At 39.1% G+C, this 17,031-nt stretch carries 17 protein-coding genes; 6 read left to right on the forward strand and 11 right to left on the reverse strand.

Annotation, left to right across the window (positions count from 1 at the left end; translation table 11 throughout):
• Positions 1 to 75: 75 nt before the first annotated feature.
• The gene (locus I8T81_RS14515; RefSeq protein WP_004703268.1) at positions 76 to 528 is read right to left on the reverse strand and encodes an ABZJ_00895 family protein; all 453 of its coding nucleotides are present in this window, start codon (positions 526 to 528) and stop codon (positions 76 to 78) included.
• Between the two features lie 374 nt (positions 529 to 902).
• On the opposite strand from I8T81_RS14515, the gene I8T81_RS14520 reads away from it, so the two are divergent.
• Positions 903 to 1,280: a VOC family protein gene (locus tag I8T81_RS14520; RefSeq protein ID WP_198071538.1), complete on the forward strand. Its 378-nt coding sequence runs from the start codon at positions 903 to 905 to the stop codon at positions 1,278 to 1,280.
• A 74-nt stretch (positions 1,281 to 1,354) separates the two neighbouring features.
• Here I8T81_RS14520 and I8T81_RS14525 read toward each other — a convergent pair whose 3' ends face one another.
• A complete protein-coding gene (locus tag I8T81_RS14525) occupies positions 1,355 to 1,828 on the reverse strand; it encodes an OsmC family protein (protein WP_198071539.1) in 474 nt (157 codons plus the stop codon).
• Positions 1,829 to 1,992: 164 nt separating this feature from the next.
• On the opposite strand from I8T81_RS14525, the gene I8T81_RS14530 reads away from it, so the two are divergent.
• Entirely contained in the window at positions 1,993 to 3,261 is a 1,269-nt protein-coding gene (locus I8T81_RS14530; RefSeq protein WP_198071540.1) for an exonuclease SbcCD subunit D, read from the forward strand.
• Between the two features lie 9 nt (positions 3,262 to 3,270).
• Positions 3,271 to 6,867 (forward strand): AAA family ATPase, encoded by a 3,597-nt coding sequence (locus I8T81_RS14535; RefSeq protein WP_198071541.1) that lies wholly within the window; start codon positions 3,271 to 3,273, stop codon positions 6,865 to 6,867.
• Positions 6,868 to 6,985: 118 nt separating this feature from the next.
• Here the strand turns inward: I8T81_RS14535 and I8T81_RS14540 are convergent, their stop codons facing one another.
• Positions 6,986 to 7,828 carry an undecaprenyl-diphosphate phosphatase gene (locus I8T81_RS14540; protein WP_068933939.1) on the reverse strand — a complete coding sequence of 281 codons (843 nt, stop codon included), beginning with the start codon at positions 7,826 to 7,828 and terminating at the stop codon, positions 6,986 to 6,988.
• Between the two features lie 106 nt (positions 7,829 to 7,934).
• Entirely contained in the window at positions 7,935 to 8,627 is a 693-nt protein-coding gene (locus tag I8T81_RS14545) for a YggS family pyridoxal phosphate-dependent enzyme (protein WP_198071542.1), read from the reverse strand.
• A gap of 126 nt (positions 8,628 to 8,753) precedes the next feature.
• On the opposite strand from I8T81_RS14545, the gene I8T81_RS14550 reads away from it, so the two are divergent.
• Positions 8,754 to 9,791 (forward strand): type IV pilus twitching motility protein PilT, encoded by a 1,038-nt coding sequence (locus I8T81_RS14550; RefSeq protein WP_025469189.1) that lies wholly within the window; start codon positions 8,754 to 8,756, stop codon positions 9,789 to 9,791.
• A gap of 27 nt (positions 9,792 to 9,818) precedes the next feature.
• Entirely contained in the window at positions 9,819 to 10,937 is a 1,119-nt protein-coding gene (locus I8T81_RS14555) for a PilT/PilU family type 4a pilus ATPase (RefSeq protein WP_004703285.1), read from the forward strand.
• A 69-nt stretch (positions 10,938 to 11,006) separates the two neighbouring features.
• Here I8T81_RS14555 and fur read toward each other — a convergent pair whose 3' ends face one another.
• Positions 11,007 to 11,444, reverse strand: a complete 438-nt coding sequence (gene fur, locus I8T81_RS14560) for a ferric iron uptake transcriptional regulator (protein WP_004703287.1) — start codon at positions 11,442 to 11,444, stop codon at positions 11,007 to 11,009.
• A gap of 111 nt (positions 11,445 to 11,555) precedes the next feature.
• On the opposite strand from fur, the gene I8T81_RS14565 reads away from it, so the two are divergent.
• The gene (locus I8T81_RS14565; protein WP_004703289.1) at positions 11,556 to 11,954 is read left to right on the forward strand and encodes an outer membrane protein assembly factor BamE; all 399 of its coding nucleotides are present in this window, start codon (positions 11,556 to 11,558) and stop codon (positions 11,952 to 11,954) included.
• 55 nt (positions 11,955 to 12,009) lie between these two features.
• Here I8T81_RS14565 and I8T81_RS14570 read toward each other — a convergent pair whose 3' ends face one another.
• From I8T81_RS14570 to argB, 6 genes are all read right to left on the reverse strand, one after another.
• On the reverse strand, positions 12,010 to 12,333 hold the full coding sequence (locus I8T81_RS14570) for an RnfH family protein (protein WP_077165706.1): 324 nt from the start codon (positions 12,331 to 12,333) through the stop codon (positions 12,010 to 12,012).
• Entirely contained in the window at positions 12,333 to 13,400 is a 1,068-nt protein-coding gene (locus I8T81_RS14575) for an SLC5/6 family protein (RefSeq protein ID WP_039254389.1), read from the reverse strand. Before I8T81_RS14575 ends, I8T81_RS14570 begins: the two co-directional genes overlap by 1 nt.
• 152 nt (positions 13,401 to 13,552) lie before the next feature.
• A complete protein-coding gene (locus I8T81_RS14580; RefSeq protein WP_004703295.1) occupies positions 13,553 to 14,008 on the reverse strand; it encodes a bacteriohemerythrin in 456 nt (151 codons plus the stop codon).
• Between the two features lie 250 nt (positions 14,009 to 14,258).
• The gene (locus I8T81_RS14585; protein ID WP_019456827.1) at positions 14,259 to 15,107 is read right to left on the reverse strand and encodes a class II glutamine amidotransferase; all 849 of its coding nucleotides are present in this window, start codon (positions 15,105 to 15,107) and stop codon (positions 14,259 to 14,261) included.
• Positions 15,108 to 15,215: 108 nt separating this feature from the next.
• Complete coding sequence (locus I8T81_RS14590; RefSeq protein ID WP_004703299.1) at positions 15,216 to 15,998, reverse strand: GNAT family N-acetyltransferase; 783 nt, start codon at positions 15,996 to 15,998, stop codon at positions 15,216 to 15,218.
• Between the two features lie 118 nt (positions 15,999 to 16,116).
• Positions 16,117 to 17,025: an acetylglutamate kinase gene (gene argB / locus I8T81_RS14595; protein WP_004703301.1), complete on the reverse strand. Its 909-nt coding sequence runs from the start codon at positions 17,023 to 17,025 to the stop codon at positions 16,117 to 16,119.
• Positions 17,026 to 17,031: the final 6 nt, after the last annotated feature.

Consider the following 17,031-nt stretch of genomic DNA (forward strand, 5'->3'; position numbering starts at 1 on the left):
CTAAGCTGAGGACAATTGTTTTATTTCATTATATAAAACTCATTTATATTTAATCGTAGCTGTTTTTGTAGTGATCTATTGTACATTCAACATTTTGTCAGCCATGCGTTGTGCCTGTTTGCCATAAAACCAGTAGGTAATTAAATAAAGCGGAATAGCCAGCATTAAAATCATAATGACCATAATACTTAAGAACTGAGGCTGCTTGAGGTAAAGCATAAAGTTTTGCAAAATTTCAGGGTCTTGTCTTGAAAATAAAAACAAACCAAATAAAACACCGCATAAGTTATAGCCCCAGAATATGAGGGTAAACCCTAAAGTAAATTTCTTTTTTTCTGGTACAGTCGGAGCACGGCGTTCTTTCTTTAAAAATCTGAATAAGACAAAAATCATTGCACCTAAATATGGAACGGCTGTTAAAATACCACCTACACTCGCTGGCAATAGTGCTGCAACAACGCCTACAATTAAGGTAAGTATGATGCATATAGCAAAAAACCAGAGAAAGTAAGAACGTAATTTGGTCATATTTTTGCCTAATTTATGGGTTCAAAAAATAATTATAAATTTTTTTCATTTTTTTTTCATTTTTCTGTCAACCAATCCGAATCTCTTGACGTTATATAGAGTAACAAGGTCGCAGCAACCGAATACTTCCTTTGCACGGCATCCGCAAAATTGTTTCGGTGACCTTTCATTACGACTCTTTCTTCCTTCAGATTAGGTTTTGTTAGCAGCCAAACCCTTGATGAAGTCTTTGACCGACGATTCTCTCATCACTCGAATCGTCGGTTTTTATTTTCTAGCACGTTCATTTTACGCTCAACGTACACAATCGTTATTTCATAGCCATGAAAGCCATGCGTATACTTTTTACACCATAAAAATATGTTTTAAATAATATGAACAATATTGCCTATTTTGAAATCCAGTCCTCAAACCCTGCCCGCGATGCGCAGTTTTATCAAGCTGTATTCGGCTGGCAATTTAAACTCGATAAAAACTTACCGATTGAATATTACCGTATAGAGACACCTTCAATTATGGGTGGTCTATTAAAACGCCCTGCACAAACGCCGCCAATGGAATATGGCACCAATGCATTTACCTGCTCGGTTCAGGTCGAAAACTTCGATGAAGTGGCTGCAAAAATTTTAGCGCAAGGTGGTATTGTGGCGATGGATAAATTCGCTATTCCCGGTCGCGCTTGGCATGGCTATTTTGTCGATTTAGATCACAACGTTTTTGGTATTTTTCAAGTCGATGAAAATGCAGCTTAAAGATCTTATTTAACGACTCTATTTATTTTTAATTTATAGCCACCGCCTTTTTATCGGTGGCTATTTCATATTGATTATTCAGCAAAGCTAAAACTGGCTTCACATGTAATTGGGAAATTCACCGAATTGGCAATCATGCATTCATGATGCGCTTCTTCATGCAATTTTGCTGCAAGCGCTTGGTCAGCACCTTTTTCCAAAACAATCTCTGGTCTTAAAATAATTTGGGTAAAGTGACCACGTTTAACTGGATCTGCATCCTCCATAAACCCCAGTGCTTTGTCGACATAACTCACAACGTGAATATGATTGACTGCACATAGGTGTAAATACCAAAGCTTATGACAAGCAGAAGCTGATGCAACCAACAAATCTTCTGGGTTCCATCTGGTCATATCACCTAAATAGGCTGGGTCTGATGAACCTTGAATGGTAACCTTTTGCGGATGCTGAATACTAAAGTCTCGTTTATATGAACGATAAGATGAAGTGCCTGTGCCCGTATTGCCTTCCCACTGTATTTTTACTTCGTATTCATGAATAGTCATTTTGTTCTCAAAGTTCATGGTTTGACCTGATAGTAACAAAGCAGGGTTTAAAAGGAACAATTTAATTCGGGTTTTACGGCAGGCTTAAATAACGAGCACTTTAAAATGTCTTGATAAAATCTCCTGCCAATTTATGCTAACGTATCTGTGTTTATTTTGGCTTGATGTCTGTTTCTATGTCCGTACATTTTCTACATACTTCTGACTGGCATTTGGGACAGTTTTTTTATAATCATTCACGCCACTACGAACACCAACAATTTTTAAGCTGGTTACTCACTCAAATTCAAGAAAAACAACCGCATGCCCTGCTCATTGCTGGTGATATTTTTGATGTCATTAACCCAGGTTCACAAGCACAAAAACAACTCTACCAATTTTTAGCAGATGCACATCGTATTGCACCGCACATGCAAACGCTCATGATTGCGGGTAACCATGACTCAGGCTACCGTATTGAACAGGTCGAACCACTTTTAGAAAAATACAATGCAAAAACCGTGGGCGTGGTTCGCTGGAATGAAGATAAAACCCTAGATCTCGATCGACTACTTTTACCCATTTATAATCAAAATCAAGATATTGTGGCATGGTGCCTAGCCCTGCCTTTTTTACGCTCGGCCGAAATTACGGGTTTTAACGAACATACCACCAACAGCAAAAATGCGATTGCCTATTTGCATCAGCAACTCATTGCCGAAGCCAAACGTCGTAAGACACCAGACCAAGCCCTGATTTTGATGTCGCATGCCCATATGCAAGGTGGGGAAACATCCGACTCTGAACGCCCGATTATTATTGGTAATGAAGAAGCGCTTTCAACGACATTATTTGAAGATGCTGTCGATTATGTCGCTTTAGGACACTTACATAAACCACAAAAAGTAGGTCAGCCGCACATTCGTTATAGCGGCTCACCCATTCCACTTTCTTTTAGTGAAATTAACTATAAACACCAAGTGGTTGAAGTCAAAATTGACCCGACTCAAGACACAGACAGCCGTTTGCAATTTGAAGCTGTCGAAATTCCACGTTGCATACAATTGCACCGCATTCGTGGTGAACTAAACGAAGTGCTGCAACAACTCAAAGCCTTACCTCACGGCGTGATTGAAAATATTGACCACCGTGAATATGTCGATATTGAATACTATAGTTTAACGCCGCCGCAGCCTAATTTACGTCAGCAGTTTGAAGCGGCCCTACCGCCTGATCGCTATCGTTTAGTACGTATTTCACGTCAATATATAAACAAAGACACCACTGATTCAAATGCCACTCAGCAAATTGTTCTTGAACCACCAACACCAGAAAAGTTATTTCAGAGTATTTGGGAAAAACAAGGTTACAGCGCCGATGATGCGGTCTTAAAAGATTTTCTGAGTCTGGTACAAGAAGCACAAAAAAATCTTGTAAATGATGCAAACCCTTAAGGATATGTCATGAAAATTTTATCCATTCGAATAAAAAATCTGGCATCTCTTTCTGATGAACACTTTATTGATTTTGAAAGCGCACCCCTCGCCCATGCAGGTCTCATTGCGATTGTGGGAAAAACGGGGGCTGGTAAGTCGACCATTTTAGATGCCATGTGTCTGGCCTTGTTTAATCGGGTACCTCGCTTGAAAGACAGTGATGGCAAATTAAAAGATGTTGATGGTTCAGAGTTACTCACTAACTCTCCTTTAACTGTCTTACGCCGTGGTACAGGACATGGTTTTGCTGAACTTTGCTTTATTGCACAAGATCAAAAACGCTATTTGGCGCGCTGGGAAATTAAACGTGCCCGTGAAAACCCAAATGGTAAATTACAAAGTGTACAGCGTCACTTAAAATGCCTAACCGATGGTGTGGTGCTTGCCGACAAAGCCAAAGCGGTTGATGAAAAAGTTAAACAAATTACCCAGCTTTCATTTGAACAGTTTACGCGGGCCGTATTACTTGCGCAGTCAGAAGTGACCGCATTTTTAAAAGCACGAGACAGCGAACGCGGTGAGTTACTTGAATACCTAACCAACTCCAGTATCTTCGCCAAAATTGGTGAGCTGGCTTTTCGTAAAACAGCAGATATTGCAAAGCAGCGTAAACAGCTTGAAGAGTTCTTAGGCCACATTGAAATTTTGTCTGATGAAGAAATTGCTGCATTTACCGCACAATACCAGCAAGCTGAACAAAACTATCAACAGTTAGAACAACAAAAACATGTCTTAGACAAACAGCAACAATGGTTTGAACGCAAAGCAAAACTTGAGCAAGAAGTTCAAGCTAAACAGCAACAGTTTCAAACTCAACAAAATCATCATCAACAAATGGCTGGTGAACGTGAGCAATTAAAACGGCTCGAAGTTTTCTCTGAAATACGCCCACAAGTTTTTCAGCAAGCTCAAAATTTACAAACCCTACAACAGCTTGAGCCGCAAATTCAGCAAGCACAAACCAAGTTTAATGAGTTGGTACAAGTTTTTGAAACGGAACAAAAACAATATCAACTTGCAGAACAACAGCTCAAACAAACCCTCGATTTTGAGCAACAGCATCAACATGCTTTAAATCAAGTTCGACAGTCCATTCAAGAACGTGCTTTTATTGCTGATGAATATAAAAAGTGCAAAGAAAAAAAACAGGTACTTGAGCACAAACTAAGCCCACTGCAACAACAGCAAAACGCTGTACAACAGCAGGTTACACAGCTTGAGCAGAACAAAATTCATCTACAACAGCAGCTTATTCAGACTCAGCAATATGCTGTGTTGGATAAAGGCCTCTCAGCGCATCTACATCAGCTTGGGCAATTTATTCAAAATTACAAAACGATTGAACAACAGATTGGAAACCCTACCCTTGCTCGCCAAAAGCTATCGGAAGCTAAAAGTGAACTCGAACAACTCACAGCTTCACTAGGCACCGTTGAACAGATTGAGTTAAAGCTTGAACAACAGCGTAAATACAAAGATCAGAAACTTGCTCAAGTCACGCAGTTAGATCTGATTCAACAGAAAATAAAAATTTATCATGAGATATATGCTGAGCTTCAGCAATTCACTGAAAAACATACTCAAGCCTCCGCGCAAGAGCAGCAGCTTAAAACCGTTTGCCAGTTAGCTGAACAAGACTACCAAACAGCAAAAACTGAACGTGAAAAACTACAACACATCCTACAACAGCAGCGTTTACTACACACCGAAAATATTGAGCAGTTACGGGCCAATCTTAAAGAAGGTGAAGCGTGTTTAGTCTGTGGAAGTACCCATCACCCCTACCGTGTTGATGACAGTGCGGTCTCCAAAGCCTTGTTCGATTTGCAGCAACAGCAAGAGCAACAAGCTATTGCACTCGAGCAAACTAAGTTTAATGCATGGCAAACCCAGCAACATGCACTTACTCAGTGCCGTGCCGAGCTTGAACAAGTTCAGAAATACCTAGCTCAACTGCAAGTAAAACAAACGCACTTACAGCAAGAACTTAAGCAAGGGTTTAACCTCAATCAATTACACATTGAGCTTAATCAAGCACCTGAAAAAATCTTGCAAACGCTTAACGAACTCAGACAAGCAGCACAAACTACCATAAGTTCATTTGACTCAGAAAACGTACGTTTAACCCAAGCCATTAAACAGCATAATCAGCTTGTTCAAACGATTCAGCGTAATGAAAGTTTGCTTAATACAGCACAGCAATGGCAACAACAAGTTCAACATATTGTTGAGTGTTTATCGGAAACCGAACAGCAGGCATGGCAGCAAGCAAGTAGCCAAACAGCTAAGCAAACTTGGGCTATTCTGGATGTACGTGCTAAGCAACTTGAACAACAAGAACAGCTTTCACAGCGTTTTGAACAACAGCAGCAAGAACTTAAAATGTTGACTGCTAGCCTTGAACAAATGACCAAGCAAATTGATGAGATCGATCAAAATCTCCAAGAGATTACGCTTAAAGGTCAACAAAATAACGAAAAAGCGGTATCGCTCATTCAGCAAATGACGGGCCGTTCGGATATTAAGCCGCATGAATGGTTAATTGAGCATGACGCTAAACGTCAGCAACAACAAACGGCGTATCATGAGGCTAAACAGCGTTTCGAACAAACCAGACAACACTTTGAACAGCAAAAACAATCGCTCGATCAACTTAAACATCAGTATAAACACACAGAACAACATCAATATCAGGTTGATGAGCAAATTCAAAACTGGTTAAAAGCCCATACTGATTTTCAGGCATCTGATCTTACGGCGCTCATACAGATTAATTCTGCACAAGAGCAAGACATTCGTAACCGTCTTAATCATGCCGAACGTTTATTAAGTGAAGCCTCTTCTGCCCTTAAAACGATGCAAGAGCAATTAAGCGAGCACTTACAAACTCAGCCAGATATTGAATATGAAAAACTCGTTATACTCATTCAAGACAATATTGCAAAGCTCAAAGCACAGCTTGAAGCACGTGACGGGCTAAAGTTGAAATTTGAAGTGCACCAACAAAACCTTGCTAAACAGCAACAATACGCCGAGCAAATTCAGAATATTCAGCAAGAAGAACATCGCTGGAGCAAAATTTCAGGTCTCATTGGCGACGCTAAAGGTAAAGAGTTCCGTGACTATGCCCAGCAATATCACCTAGATATTTTAGTTGAACATGCCAACCAGCAATTGGCGATGCTGTCACAACGTTATACGCTAAAACGCCTAGATCAGTCTTTAAGCCTTGCCATTATTGACCACGATATGGATGGAGAAACCCGCTCAGTTGCATCTTTATCTGGTGGGGAGTCGTTCCTAACTGCACTGGCCTTGTCTTTGGCAATCGCCAACATGGCATCAGGTTCAATGAAAATTGAATCGCTGTTTATTGATGAAGGTTTTGGTACTTTGGATGCATCATCTTTGCACATGGTTATGAATGCTTTAGACCAATTGCAAAATCAGGGTCGTCAGGTCATTCTTATTTCACACATTCAAGAAATGCATGAGCGTATTCCTGTACAAATTCAAGTGAAACCACTTGGTGCTGGTGCGAGCACCATTGAAGTCGTGGGTTAACTTACCAAGATTTCCTATCTGGAATTTAATGAATCTTATAGAACAAAGGGGCGTTTCATTTACTCCCCTTTTTCTTGTATGGTCTTTTACTAATTTTTTATTTTAAAACATCAAAAAATTAATTCACGCAGAGTACGACAATTGCAAAACCAATACAGTACAAACCAAATAAATGCCAACGGCCATGTTCTAACCATGAAGACAACCATTTCAATGCCAAGAGACCAGCACCAAAGCTAAAGCACATACCCAACAAGCTTGGAACCATCGAATGGAACACTTGTCCATGAGCTACAGTTTGTAAGCCTTGGGCATGAACTAAACGATATAATTCTTTTAAAATCACTGCTGGTGTTAATACCACAGCCAACGCAAAACTGAACTCTTCAGCCTTTTGGCGAGATACACCTAAAAATAAACCTGTAGAGATGGTTGCACCAGAACGTGAAAAGCCACGGAAAGGTAAACATAACGCCTGCACTGCCCCAATAATAGAAGCACTACGCAAACTAATTTCACCTTGCTGGCCGCGATCTAAACGCGAAGATAAAATAATAAGTACACCTGCCGAAATCAGCGCAGCTGCCATGAGTTTTGAGTTACTAAACAAATGCTCAATTTCGAAACTGCTCGCGCCACCGAAAAACACATGCTTAATCATAGATTGGAGCGCTAAACCGAGTACGCCTGTAATGAGCGTTGCCAAAATAATATAGAACGCTTGTTTTTTAAAACTTTCCCAAGAAGAAAAATAGGTTTTTTTCCAAGATTTCCAAAAGTAGACGATCACTGCAAACATCGTACCTGTATGTAACATTACAAGTAAGAAAGTCATGTCAGGTGCAGATGGATCATACCCCATGAGCTTTTCAGCTAAAATAACGTGTGCGGAACTAGAAACTGGCAATAATTCAGCAAAGCCCTGAATAATTGCCAGAATGAAAACATGCAACAAATCCATACATTACACACTCAAATATAAAATATTTGGGTTATAAGCGAGGAAAATTAAATTTAAATTAATTGATTACAGTTCCACCACAAAATATTTAGCTAAACCGTAAAAGTTATTTTTTTTCAATCGGGTCACGCTTACCAAACAATGCCGTTCCTACACGAACCATGGTTGAATCTGCTGCAATTGCAGCGTCTAAATCGCCTGACATTCCCATGCTTAATGTATCCCAGTCTTGCGCATGAGCATGTTGCCCTTTCACCTCATCAAATAGCTTTTTAGCATCTGCGAAAGCAGCGGTATTGTCTGGTGCCGGAATGACCATTAAGCCACGTAGTTTAATTTTTGGCAGGTGACTAATTTGAGCAACCAATTCAGCAACTTCTTCCGGAGCACAGCCATCTTTACTGTCTTGCCCATCAATATTCACTTGCAAACAAATATTAAGTGCAGCTTGCTCATCACCACGTTGGTTAGACAATCGCTCTGCAATAATCAAGCGATCTACACCATGCACCCAATCAAACTTTTCAGCCAAATGCTTAGTTTTGTTGCGTTGAACATGACCAATAAAATGCCATTCAATGTCTAAGTCATGCAGAGCTTCAATTTTATCCAAAGCTTCTTGTAAATAGTTTTCGCCGAATGCCCTTTGCCCTGCTGCATACATTTCACGCAATCTTTCACTTGGATGTGTTTTTGATACGGCTAAAAGTTGCACAGTTTCAGGCGCACGCTGAGCATGCTCACAAGCAGTTTTAATTTGCTGTAATACGTGCTGCCGCGCATCTTGCAGGTAATTCATTGACAAGGTTCTCATTTTCAAAAAACTTTTTTGCTTTTCACCTAAAGCGAGGTGTTGGTAAGCCTCGGTGAAAGCCGTATATTATTCTACAAAATAATGACATATTTTGATTTACTTGGGGAAATTATGGATATTACAGAGCTACTCGCCTTCTCTGTGAAAAATGGCGCTTCCGATTTACATTTATCTGCTGGCATGCCACCAATGATTCGTGTCGATGGTGAAGTTCGTCGTATTAACTTACCAGCCTTAGAACATAAAGATGTCCACCGCCTTGTGTACGACATCATGAATGATAAACAGCGCCGTGATTATGAAGAAAAACTCGAAACTGACTTTTCTTTTGAAGTACCTAATGTTGCACGTTTCCGTGTGAACGCATTTAACCAGAACCGTGGTGCTGGCGCAGTATTTCGTACCATTCCATCTAAAGTACTCACCATGGAAGATTTAGGCTTAGGTCAAATCTTTAAAGACATTTGTGACTATCCTCGCGGGATTGTCCTAGTTACAGGTCCAACAGGTTCGGGTAAATCAACCACGCTTGCAGCGATGATGGACTATATTAATGAAAATCGTTATGACCATATTTTAACGGTTGAAGACCCAATCGAATTTGTACACCAGTCAAAAAAATGCCTCATTAACCAGCGTGAAGTACATCGTGATACACATGGCTTTAATGAAGCACTTCGCTCAGCATTGCGTGAAGACCCAGATATTATTTTGGTCGGTGAGATGCGTGACCTTGAAACGATTCGTTTGGCCCTTACAGCTGCCGAAACAGGTCACTTAGTATTTGGTACGCTTCATACCACATCTGCCGCTAAAACCATTGACCGTGTGATTGACGTATTCCCTGCCGAAGAAAAAGACATGGTACGTGCCATGCTGTCTGAATCTTTGCAAGCCGTTATTTCGCAAACTCTGCTTAAAAAGAACGGCGGCGGTCGTGTGGCAGCACATGAAATCATGATTGGTATTCCTGCCATTCGTAACTTAATCCGTGAAAACAAAGTCGCACAAATGTATTCAGCTATTCAAACTGGTGCTAACTATGGCATGACAACGCTTGACCAAAGCTTAAAAGCTTTAGTGTCACGTGGTGTAATTAGCCCACAAACTGCACGTACTGCGGCAAAACAACCTGAATCATTCCTATAAAAATAACAAAATAGCGAGAATACAATTATGGATTTTAATGACTTGCTCAACCTGATGGTTGAAAAAAAATCATCGGATCTTTTTATTACAGATGGTGTTGCACCATCTATGAAAATTAATGGTCAAATTGTTCCCATTTCAAAGAATAGCCTTTCTGGTGAAGTAATTGGACAGCTCTTACATTCGATTATGAGTGAGAAGCAGCGTAAAGAATTTGCGGACACTCGTGAATGTAACTTTGCCATTATGAATCGTGACAAAACGGCACGTTTTCGTGTGAGTGCTTTTCAGCAACGCGATATGCCAGGCATGGTTCTACGTCGAATTGAAACTAAAATTCCTTCGATTGATGACTTACAGTTACCCTCTGTGCTTAAAGATTTATCAATGACCAAACGCGGCATTATTATTTTTGTAGGCGCAACAGGTACTGGTAAATCGACTTCGTTGGCTTCAATGATCAGCCATCGTAACCATAACTCTAAAGGTCATATCATTACTATTGAAGACCCGATTGAGTTTATTCACGAACATGCGGGCTGTATTATTACTCAGCGTGAGGTCGGTATTGATACTGACTCGTTTGAAATTGCTTTGAAAAATACTTTACGACAAGCACCCGATGTCATCTTAATTGGTGAGATCCGTTCTCGTGAAGTAATGGACTACGCGATTGGCTTTGCTGAAACAGGTCACCTTGTATTAGCCACAATGCACGCCAACAACGCTAACCAAGCACTCGACCGTATTATTCACTTCTTTGAAAGTGACCGCCACAGTCAGCTCTATATGGACTTATCTCTCAACTTAAAGGCCATGATTGCTCAGCAACTTATTCCAACGCCAGATGGAAATTCACGCCGTGCAGCGATTGAGATTTTAATTAACTCACCATTAATTTCAGACTACATCCGTAAAGGTGAAATTCATGAAATTAAGGACTTAATGAAACGCTCACGTGAACTCGGTATGCAAACCTTTGACCAGGCTTTATTTGACTTATATAAAACAGGTCAAATTACCTATAAAGATGCGCTTAAACATGCCGACTCACCAAACGATTTACGTTTGACGATTAAGCTTGCAAATGAAGGTCCAGATCAAATTGCAGAAGAAAAACAGCATTTGACTTTTGACCGCCAGTAATTTCTTCATAAAAAAAGGAAGGTTAAACGTAACCTTCCTTTTTTATTTGTTTTCTTTATGTGAAAACGATTATTTCTTGCGCAATGCATCCTGACATTCAGGTTCATTACAGTAACCATAGAGATTTAACGAGTGACCTGTTAAGGTAAACCCATGTTGGTCTGCTACAGCATGCTGTTCTTTCTCGATAACATCATTAGTAAATTCAATAACTTTGTTACAGTTTTGGCAAACTAAGTGATCGTGGTGATCTTCTTGCATAATTTCGAAAACAGAATGGTTATTTTCAAAATGATGACGTTGAATAATGCCCGCAGCTTCAAATTGTGTTAACACACGGTAAACTGTCGCAAGGCCGACATCTTCCCCTTGCTCTAACAAAGTCTTGTAAATATCTTCAGCGCTAAGATGATGTTGTTTTGAATTTTCTAATAATTCCAAAATCTTAATTCGTGGAAGGGTAACTTTAAGTCCAGCTTTGCGCAAATCTTGATTGGAAATAGGCATGAAAAAAGGTCTCTCAACAAATCTCAAGTTGGAATAGGCAATAGAATTTAGATGAAGTATGATCTATCCTTTGATCAAATGCATCATAATTTATTGGGATAGTGTAGCAAAATGCAAAAACTCGTGCTGACGTTATTCGTCACTTCACTCCTAGCTGGTTGTTCAATCTTTGGTGTATATAAGGTTGATATTCCTCAAGGGACTCCATTGACTAAAGCTCAAGCCTCTCAAGTACAAGTCGGCATGAATTTCCAGCAAGTGCGCTTTTTGCTTGGTAGCCCAACAGTGACTGATCCTCTCAATCCACAACGTTGGGACTATATCTACAACTATATCCCGGGAACATATGCTAAAAAAGCGAAAATCCCCGCAGCACATGGTCAGCATTTAAAAATTTACTTTGATAGTACTGGAACTGTAACTAAAATTGAAGGTTTAGAGACTATTCCAGAATCGCAACCAGGTTTACCAGCTTCTAAAGAAGCGATTTTAACTGCCCCGCCACTATAATCGTTTTTTCTAATAAAAAGAAACCCCTCAAGTGAAAAAACTTGAGGGGTTTTGCTTATTGAGCTGATTGCTTAAAGCGATTACTTTTAATATAACGGCCTACAGGGTTTTTCGCTGCACGATTACGGCGAATGTCTTTTGGATTAATTGTTAAAGGTCTATAAACCTCAACTCGATCACCCACATGTAATGCTGTATCCGCTTCTACTTTTACTCCAAAAACACCGAGCTGAAGAGGTTCTGGCAATTCAACATGATTTAACAAACCACTTGCTTGTACTGCCTGCAAAGCACTCATGCCCTCTACAAATGGAATAGAAATGAGAAACTGTTGTTCTGGTGCGGCAAAAGCCACCCAAACTTGCTGAGTGCGTTCCATTAAATACTTTGTCCAATTACGGCAACCATTGCCAGAACAATTGAAAGTGGCAAAACAATTCGTACAGCAATACGCCATAAATTATAGAAAAGCTCGTTGCTGAAATTCATTGATTTACGCAAGTGGCTAATTTTCATAATCCAGCCAGCAAAAATGGCATAGATCAAACTAATGAGTAAGCCCCAAAGCATAAGAATTAGCGTAAATAAGTGATGAAGTTCAGGCACTGCCCAAATTGCAATGGCAACAACAAGAATTACCCACTGTAAAACAATCATGAGCTGACGCTGAGCTAGTTGTTCTCGCGCCAATTGCACAAATAGCGCAGATGTCATCACACCTGTAAATATCCACGTCAAAACAGGTAATTGAGCTTGGAGCGAAAAGAAGCCAAAAGCAATTACAGCAATAAGCTGGGCCAACCAAATTGGCAGCACAGTTTTAGTTGCACCTTCTTCTGCTTTAACTGTACCCACTGTATTTTGCCAGTAAAGTCCTAAACCCAAACCGCTCGCTACAAGAGCAAGTACAGTTGCATTACCCCACTCTTTGAACTCAACATTGGTCCAATGCCAAGGTTGTAAAGTCGTTCCCATCATGTTTGCCAACACAATAGAAGCAATTACTCCAACAGTCATTAATAAAATAAGAATTTGACGTGGAATAAAAGATAGTACTAAGGCAGCAACAGCAAGGCCTGCAAAAATAATTTGCCCAGAAATACTTGGAGCAAATTGTGCAACTAATATATTGCTTGCAGTGCTCAAAACATTACCAGCTAAGAAAGGAATAAAAACAACAGCAAGCCAGCCAACCACACGCCATTTAGATGAACTATCTGCTTCACGAGTTAGACTCGATAGCGCATTTAAAGCGGTCGTTTTAGATCGTTTTGCTAAAGCAATTTCCAAATAACAAACTGGTAATGCCAATAACAACATTGTACCAAACCACAATAACCAGAAATCGAGCTGACGATCAATCTGGATGCCCATAGTTGGGGCCAAAGTAGCCATGATGACAAAAGATAAGCAAAACGCCATAAGAGGCGATAACCAACGTGACATAGGTATGTCCTGCATTATGCATTCCTTGAAAAAGTCTATAGATATTTTGCCCGTCTCATGCATGAAAATCAAAGTTTGCACCATAAAAAAAGCAAACCACCGAAACGATAGTTTGCCGCGCTAACGATAATTTAGAGTTTTTCTAGTTAAAGTTATGAGAAAAAACGAGCGAACCAGTTTTTTCCTTTCTTCTTTTCCTTTTCTCTAATGATTCCCATCATATTTTCTTTTACTGCTCCTACATAATCGGCATCATCATGTTGAATATGATTAATGAGCCATTTAGCCAAAATTTCTTGTAATTCGGCTTCAATGGTATGACCCATTTCAAAACGTTCACGATATAGCTCAATTTTTTTAATAAATAAGTCATGTACACGTTTATGAGGTACTCTATATTTATAATCGGCTTCTTCTTGTAAACTTTCTTCAAAAGTAAAATGAGACTGCGTATAATCGATAATATTATCTAAAACATCTTTAATACGACGTCTATCTTCATCATCTTTTACATCATCAATCTGATTAATATAATCAAGTATCCGTTTATGTTGCTCATCAATAACTTCAATACCGGTATTATATTCTAAAGCCCATTTCATTTTCATACACCACCCCCAATGATGTTCAATGACTGTTGCATAAATCGCATTTTATAGTTAAAGGGGATAAATAAAAACAAACCTATTTTGTCGGCTTTATATAATAAAAATAAATTAAAACCCAAAGCATTGATTTACATAAAATTAATTAATATTAACCAACTAAAACGATAAAGTATTTTTTAATCAAAATACTTTATCGCTAAGTAAATAAAAATATATGTTTTTAAAAGAATTATATTTATTTTAGTTAAAATTAATATTGATCTGCTCGAGTAATACGTTTAAGTTCCGGATTTTTCTCTTCACGTATTAATCTTTCAACATGTGTTATTGCTTTTTTTATAGGCATTCCATTTTGGAATAAAATCATTTCACCCGGTTGATAAGCTGTCCAGTTTTCATTATGGGTTAAAGGCTCAGTGGTAATTACTGCCACTCGGTCTTCTGGAGTAGTCACTTGACTAAAATCAACTTCAACATCTAAATCAATTAAATGTGCATTGTTAAATGGATATTCTCGGACTAACCAATGCAATTTAGTAATTGCATAACTAAATAAAGCTTTACCATTAGATAAACAGAAATTAAAGGTGCCATATTCTGCAATTTGCGGAGAAATCTTTTCTAATACTTCAAATATTTGCTCAAGACTTGGCTCTTCATAACCAAATACTTCTACCAGTTGGTCTAATAAATAACAAAATGCTCTTTCACTATCTGTATTACCTACAGGTGTAAAACGTCCGCTCAAAGGTGGATCAAAATCATGTAAATCGCCATTATGAGCAAAAATCCAATGACGTCCCCATAATTCCCGAATAAATGGATGCGAATTTTCCAGTGTAATTTTACCTTGGGTCGCCTTACGAATATGCGCAATCACATTGCGTGATTTGATAGGATAATTACGAATAAGGTCGGCAATTGGCGATTCAACCGCAGACTGGTTATCTACAAATAAGCGACATGCCTTGTCTTCAAAAAAAGCGATACCAAAGCCATCACTATGGTCAGAGGTAATTCCTGCGCGCTGTGAAAAACCACGGAAAGAAAAAGTGATATCCGTTGGTGTTGCACAATTCATTCCTAATAGCTGGCACATATTGTTCTAAACTTTTCGCTTCATTACCCCATACGCACTATTGTGCATGAGAGTAAAATAGCTTGTAAATCCCAATATGCGCTCGCTATTACAAAATATAAGATATCTTTATCGTTGAGCCATTTTGTTCATTACAAATGAAGTGGCAATTTTATTCACTTCTAAGAATACAAAGTAATCCAGACAATTAAATTTATCATCGAAAAAAGCTTCTTTAGACAGTTTAGATTGCATGCTTAAATACATTTGGAACAGTTTCGGCATGCGCTCATCTTGAGGAAAACTGAACTCTGGATATTCAGGTTCATAAATCTTTTTAGAACGAATATCAATGGTTTTAGCGTCTGGTAATTGCTGAATCTGACGATGCGTATAATACGCTCTAGCCAAATTATCCTGAAGGTGAATACTCACACAACCCATCAAGTATTTAGCACGCATTGACCACAACACTTTAGGTGCAAGGTTCATCCAAAGCGTAGAAAGTGCCTTACCATTACGAAAGCGCGGATGCACGCAGGTACGCCCTATTTCCAATACGTTTGGCAAGTGTGATAACTGAGGAACAATATCAAACTCATGGGCACTATAGCTTTGTCCAATTTCATGGCCTTGGAAGAGTTTAAGTCGTGTATAAGCCACAATCTCTCCCGTCCATTTCTCACGTAATACTGCATGCTCACAACTAAAATCGTAAATATCTTGATCTAAATTATCTTCAAAATGAATGCCAAATTGTTTACTAAACTGTTGTGCACGGAACCGTTGTACATCTTGTAATTCTTTTAAATTATCAACCCATTCAAAGCGAAATTGTGTTTGATTAGTAGTCTTATGACGATTTAGAGGTAAAGTCCAGGTTTGGCGATATTGATTAAATTTTTCCAGCATAATGAACGCTCCTAGTGACACCCCTTACACTAGTCAAAGCTCATGACAAAAAAATGACCAAAATTAAATGACATAAAAAAAGACCACTTAGCGTGATCTTTTCATAAAAATATTCACTTTAGTGAGAAGCATTTGTACGATTAGAAATAAGCGTACCCACACCGTGATCTGTAAAAATCTCAAGTAATGTCGCGTGTGGTACACGACCATCTACAATATGAGCACTGACAACACCGCCTTTGACTGCATCAAGCGCACAACCGACTTTAGGAATCATTCCACCATAAATCACGCCTGTTTCAATTAAACGGTCAACTTCTTGGGTGCTTAAACCTGTTAACAGATTTTTGTTTTCATCAAGCACACCAGTAATATTAGTCAACAGAATTAATTTTTCCGCCCCTAATGCCTCCGCAACTTTACCAGCAACTAGGTCAGCATTAATGTTGTAGGTATTGCCTTTTTCATCAACACCTAATGGTGCGATAACAGGAATAAAATCACTTTGAGTAAACATCTCTAATACATCTGTTTTTACTCCAGTAACTTCACCGACCATACCTAGGTCAATATGTCTGATCGAACCGTCTTCTTCTTGTTTTTCCATTAACAATTTACGGGCACGTAATAGATTGCCATCTTGACCAGTTAAGCCAATCGCACGTCCACCATGCTTATTAATTAAATTAACAATGGATTTGTTTACGCTACCGCCTAATACCATTTCAACCACTTCCATAGTGGCTTCATCGGTCACACGCATACCGTCAATACGATCAGACTCACGACCTAATTGTTTTAGGAAAGAGTCAACTTGTGGGCCACCACCATGCACAACAATCGGGTTTAAACCCACTGTTTTAAGTAAAACGATATCTCGGGCAAATGAACTTTCCAACTCTGGATCAGTCATCGCATTACCACCGTATTTCACCACCAGCGTCTTACCGGAAAAACGTTGAATATATGGCAAAGCTTCAATTAAGATTTTTGCTTTGTCGACGCCAAGATGCTGATGTTGTGGCATTGCGCC

This window comes from Acinetobacter seifertii, assembly GCF_016064815.1.
Taxonomy (GTDB): Bacteria; Pseudomonadota; Gammaproteobacteria; order Pseudomonadales; family Moraxellaceae; genus Acinetobacter; species Acinetobacter seifertii.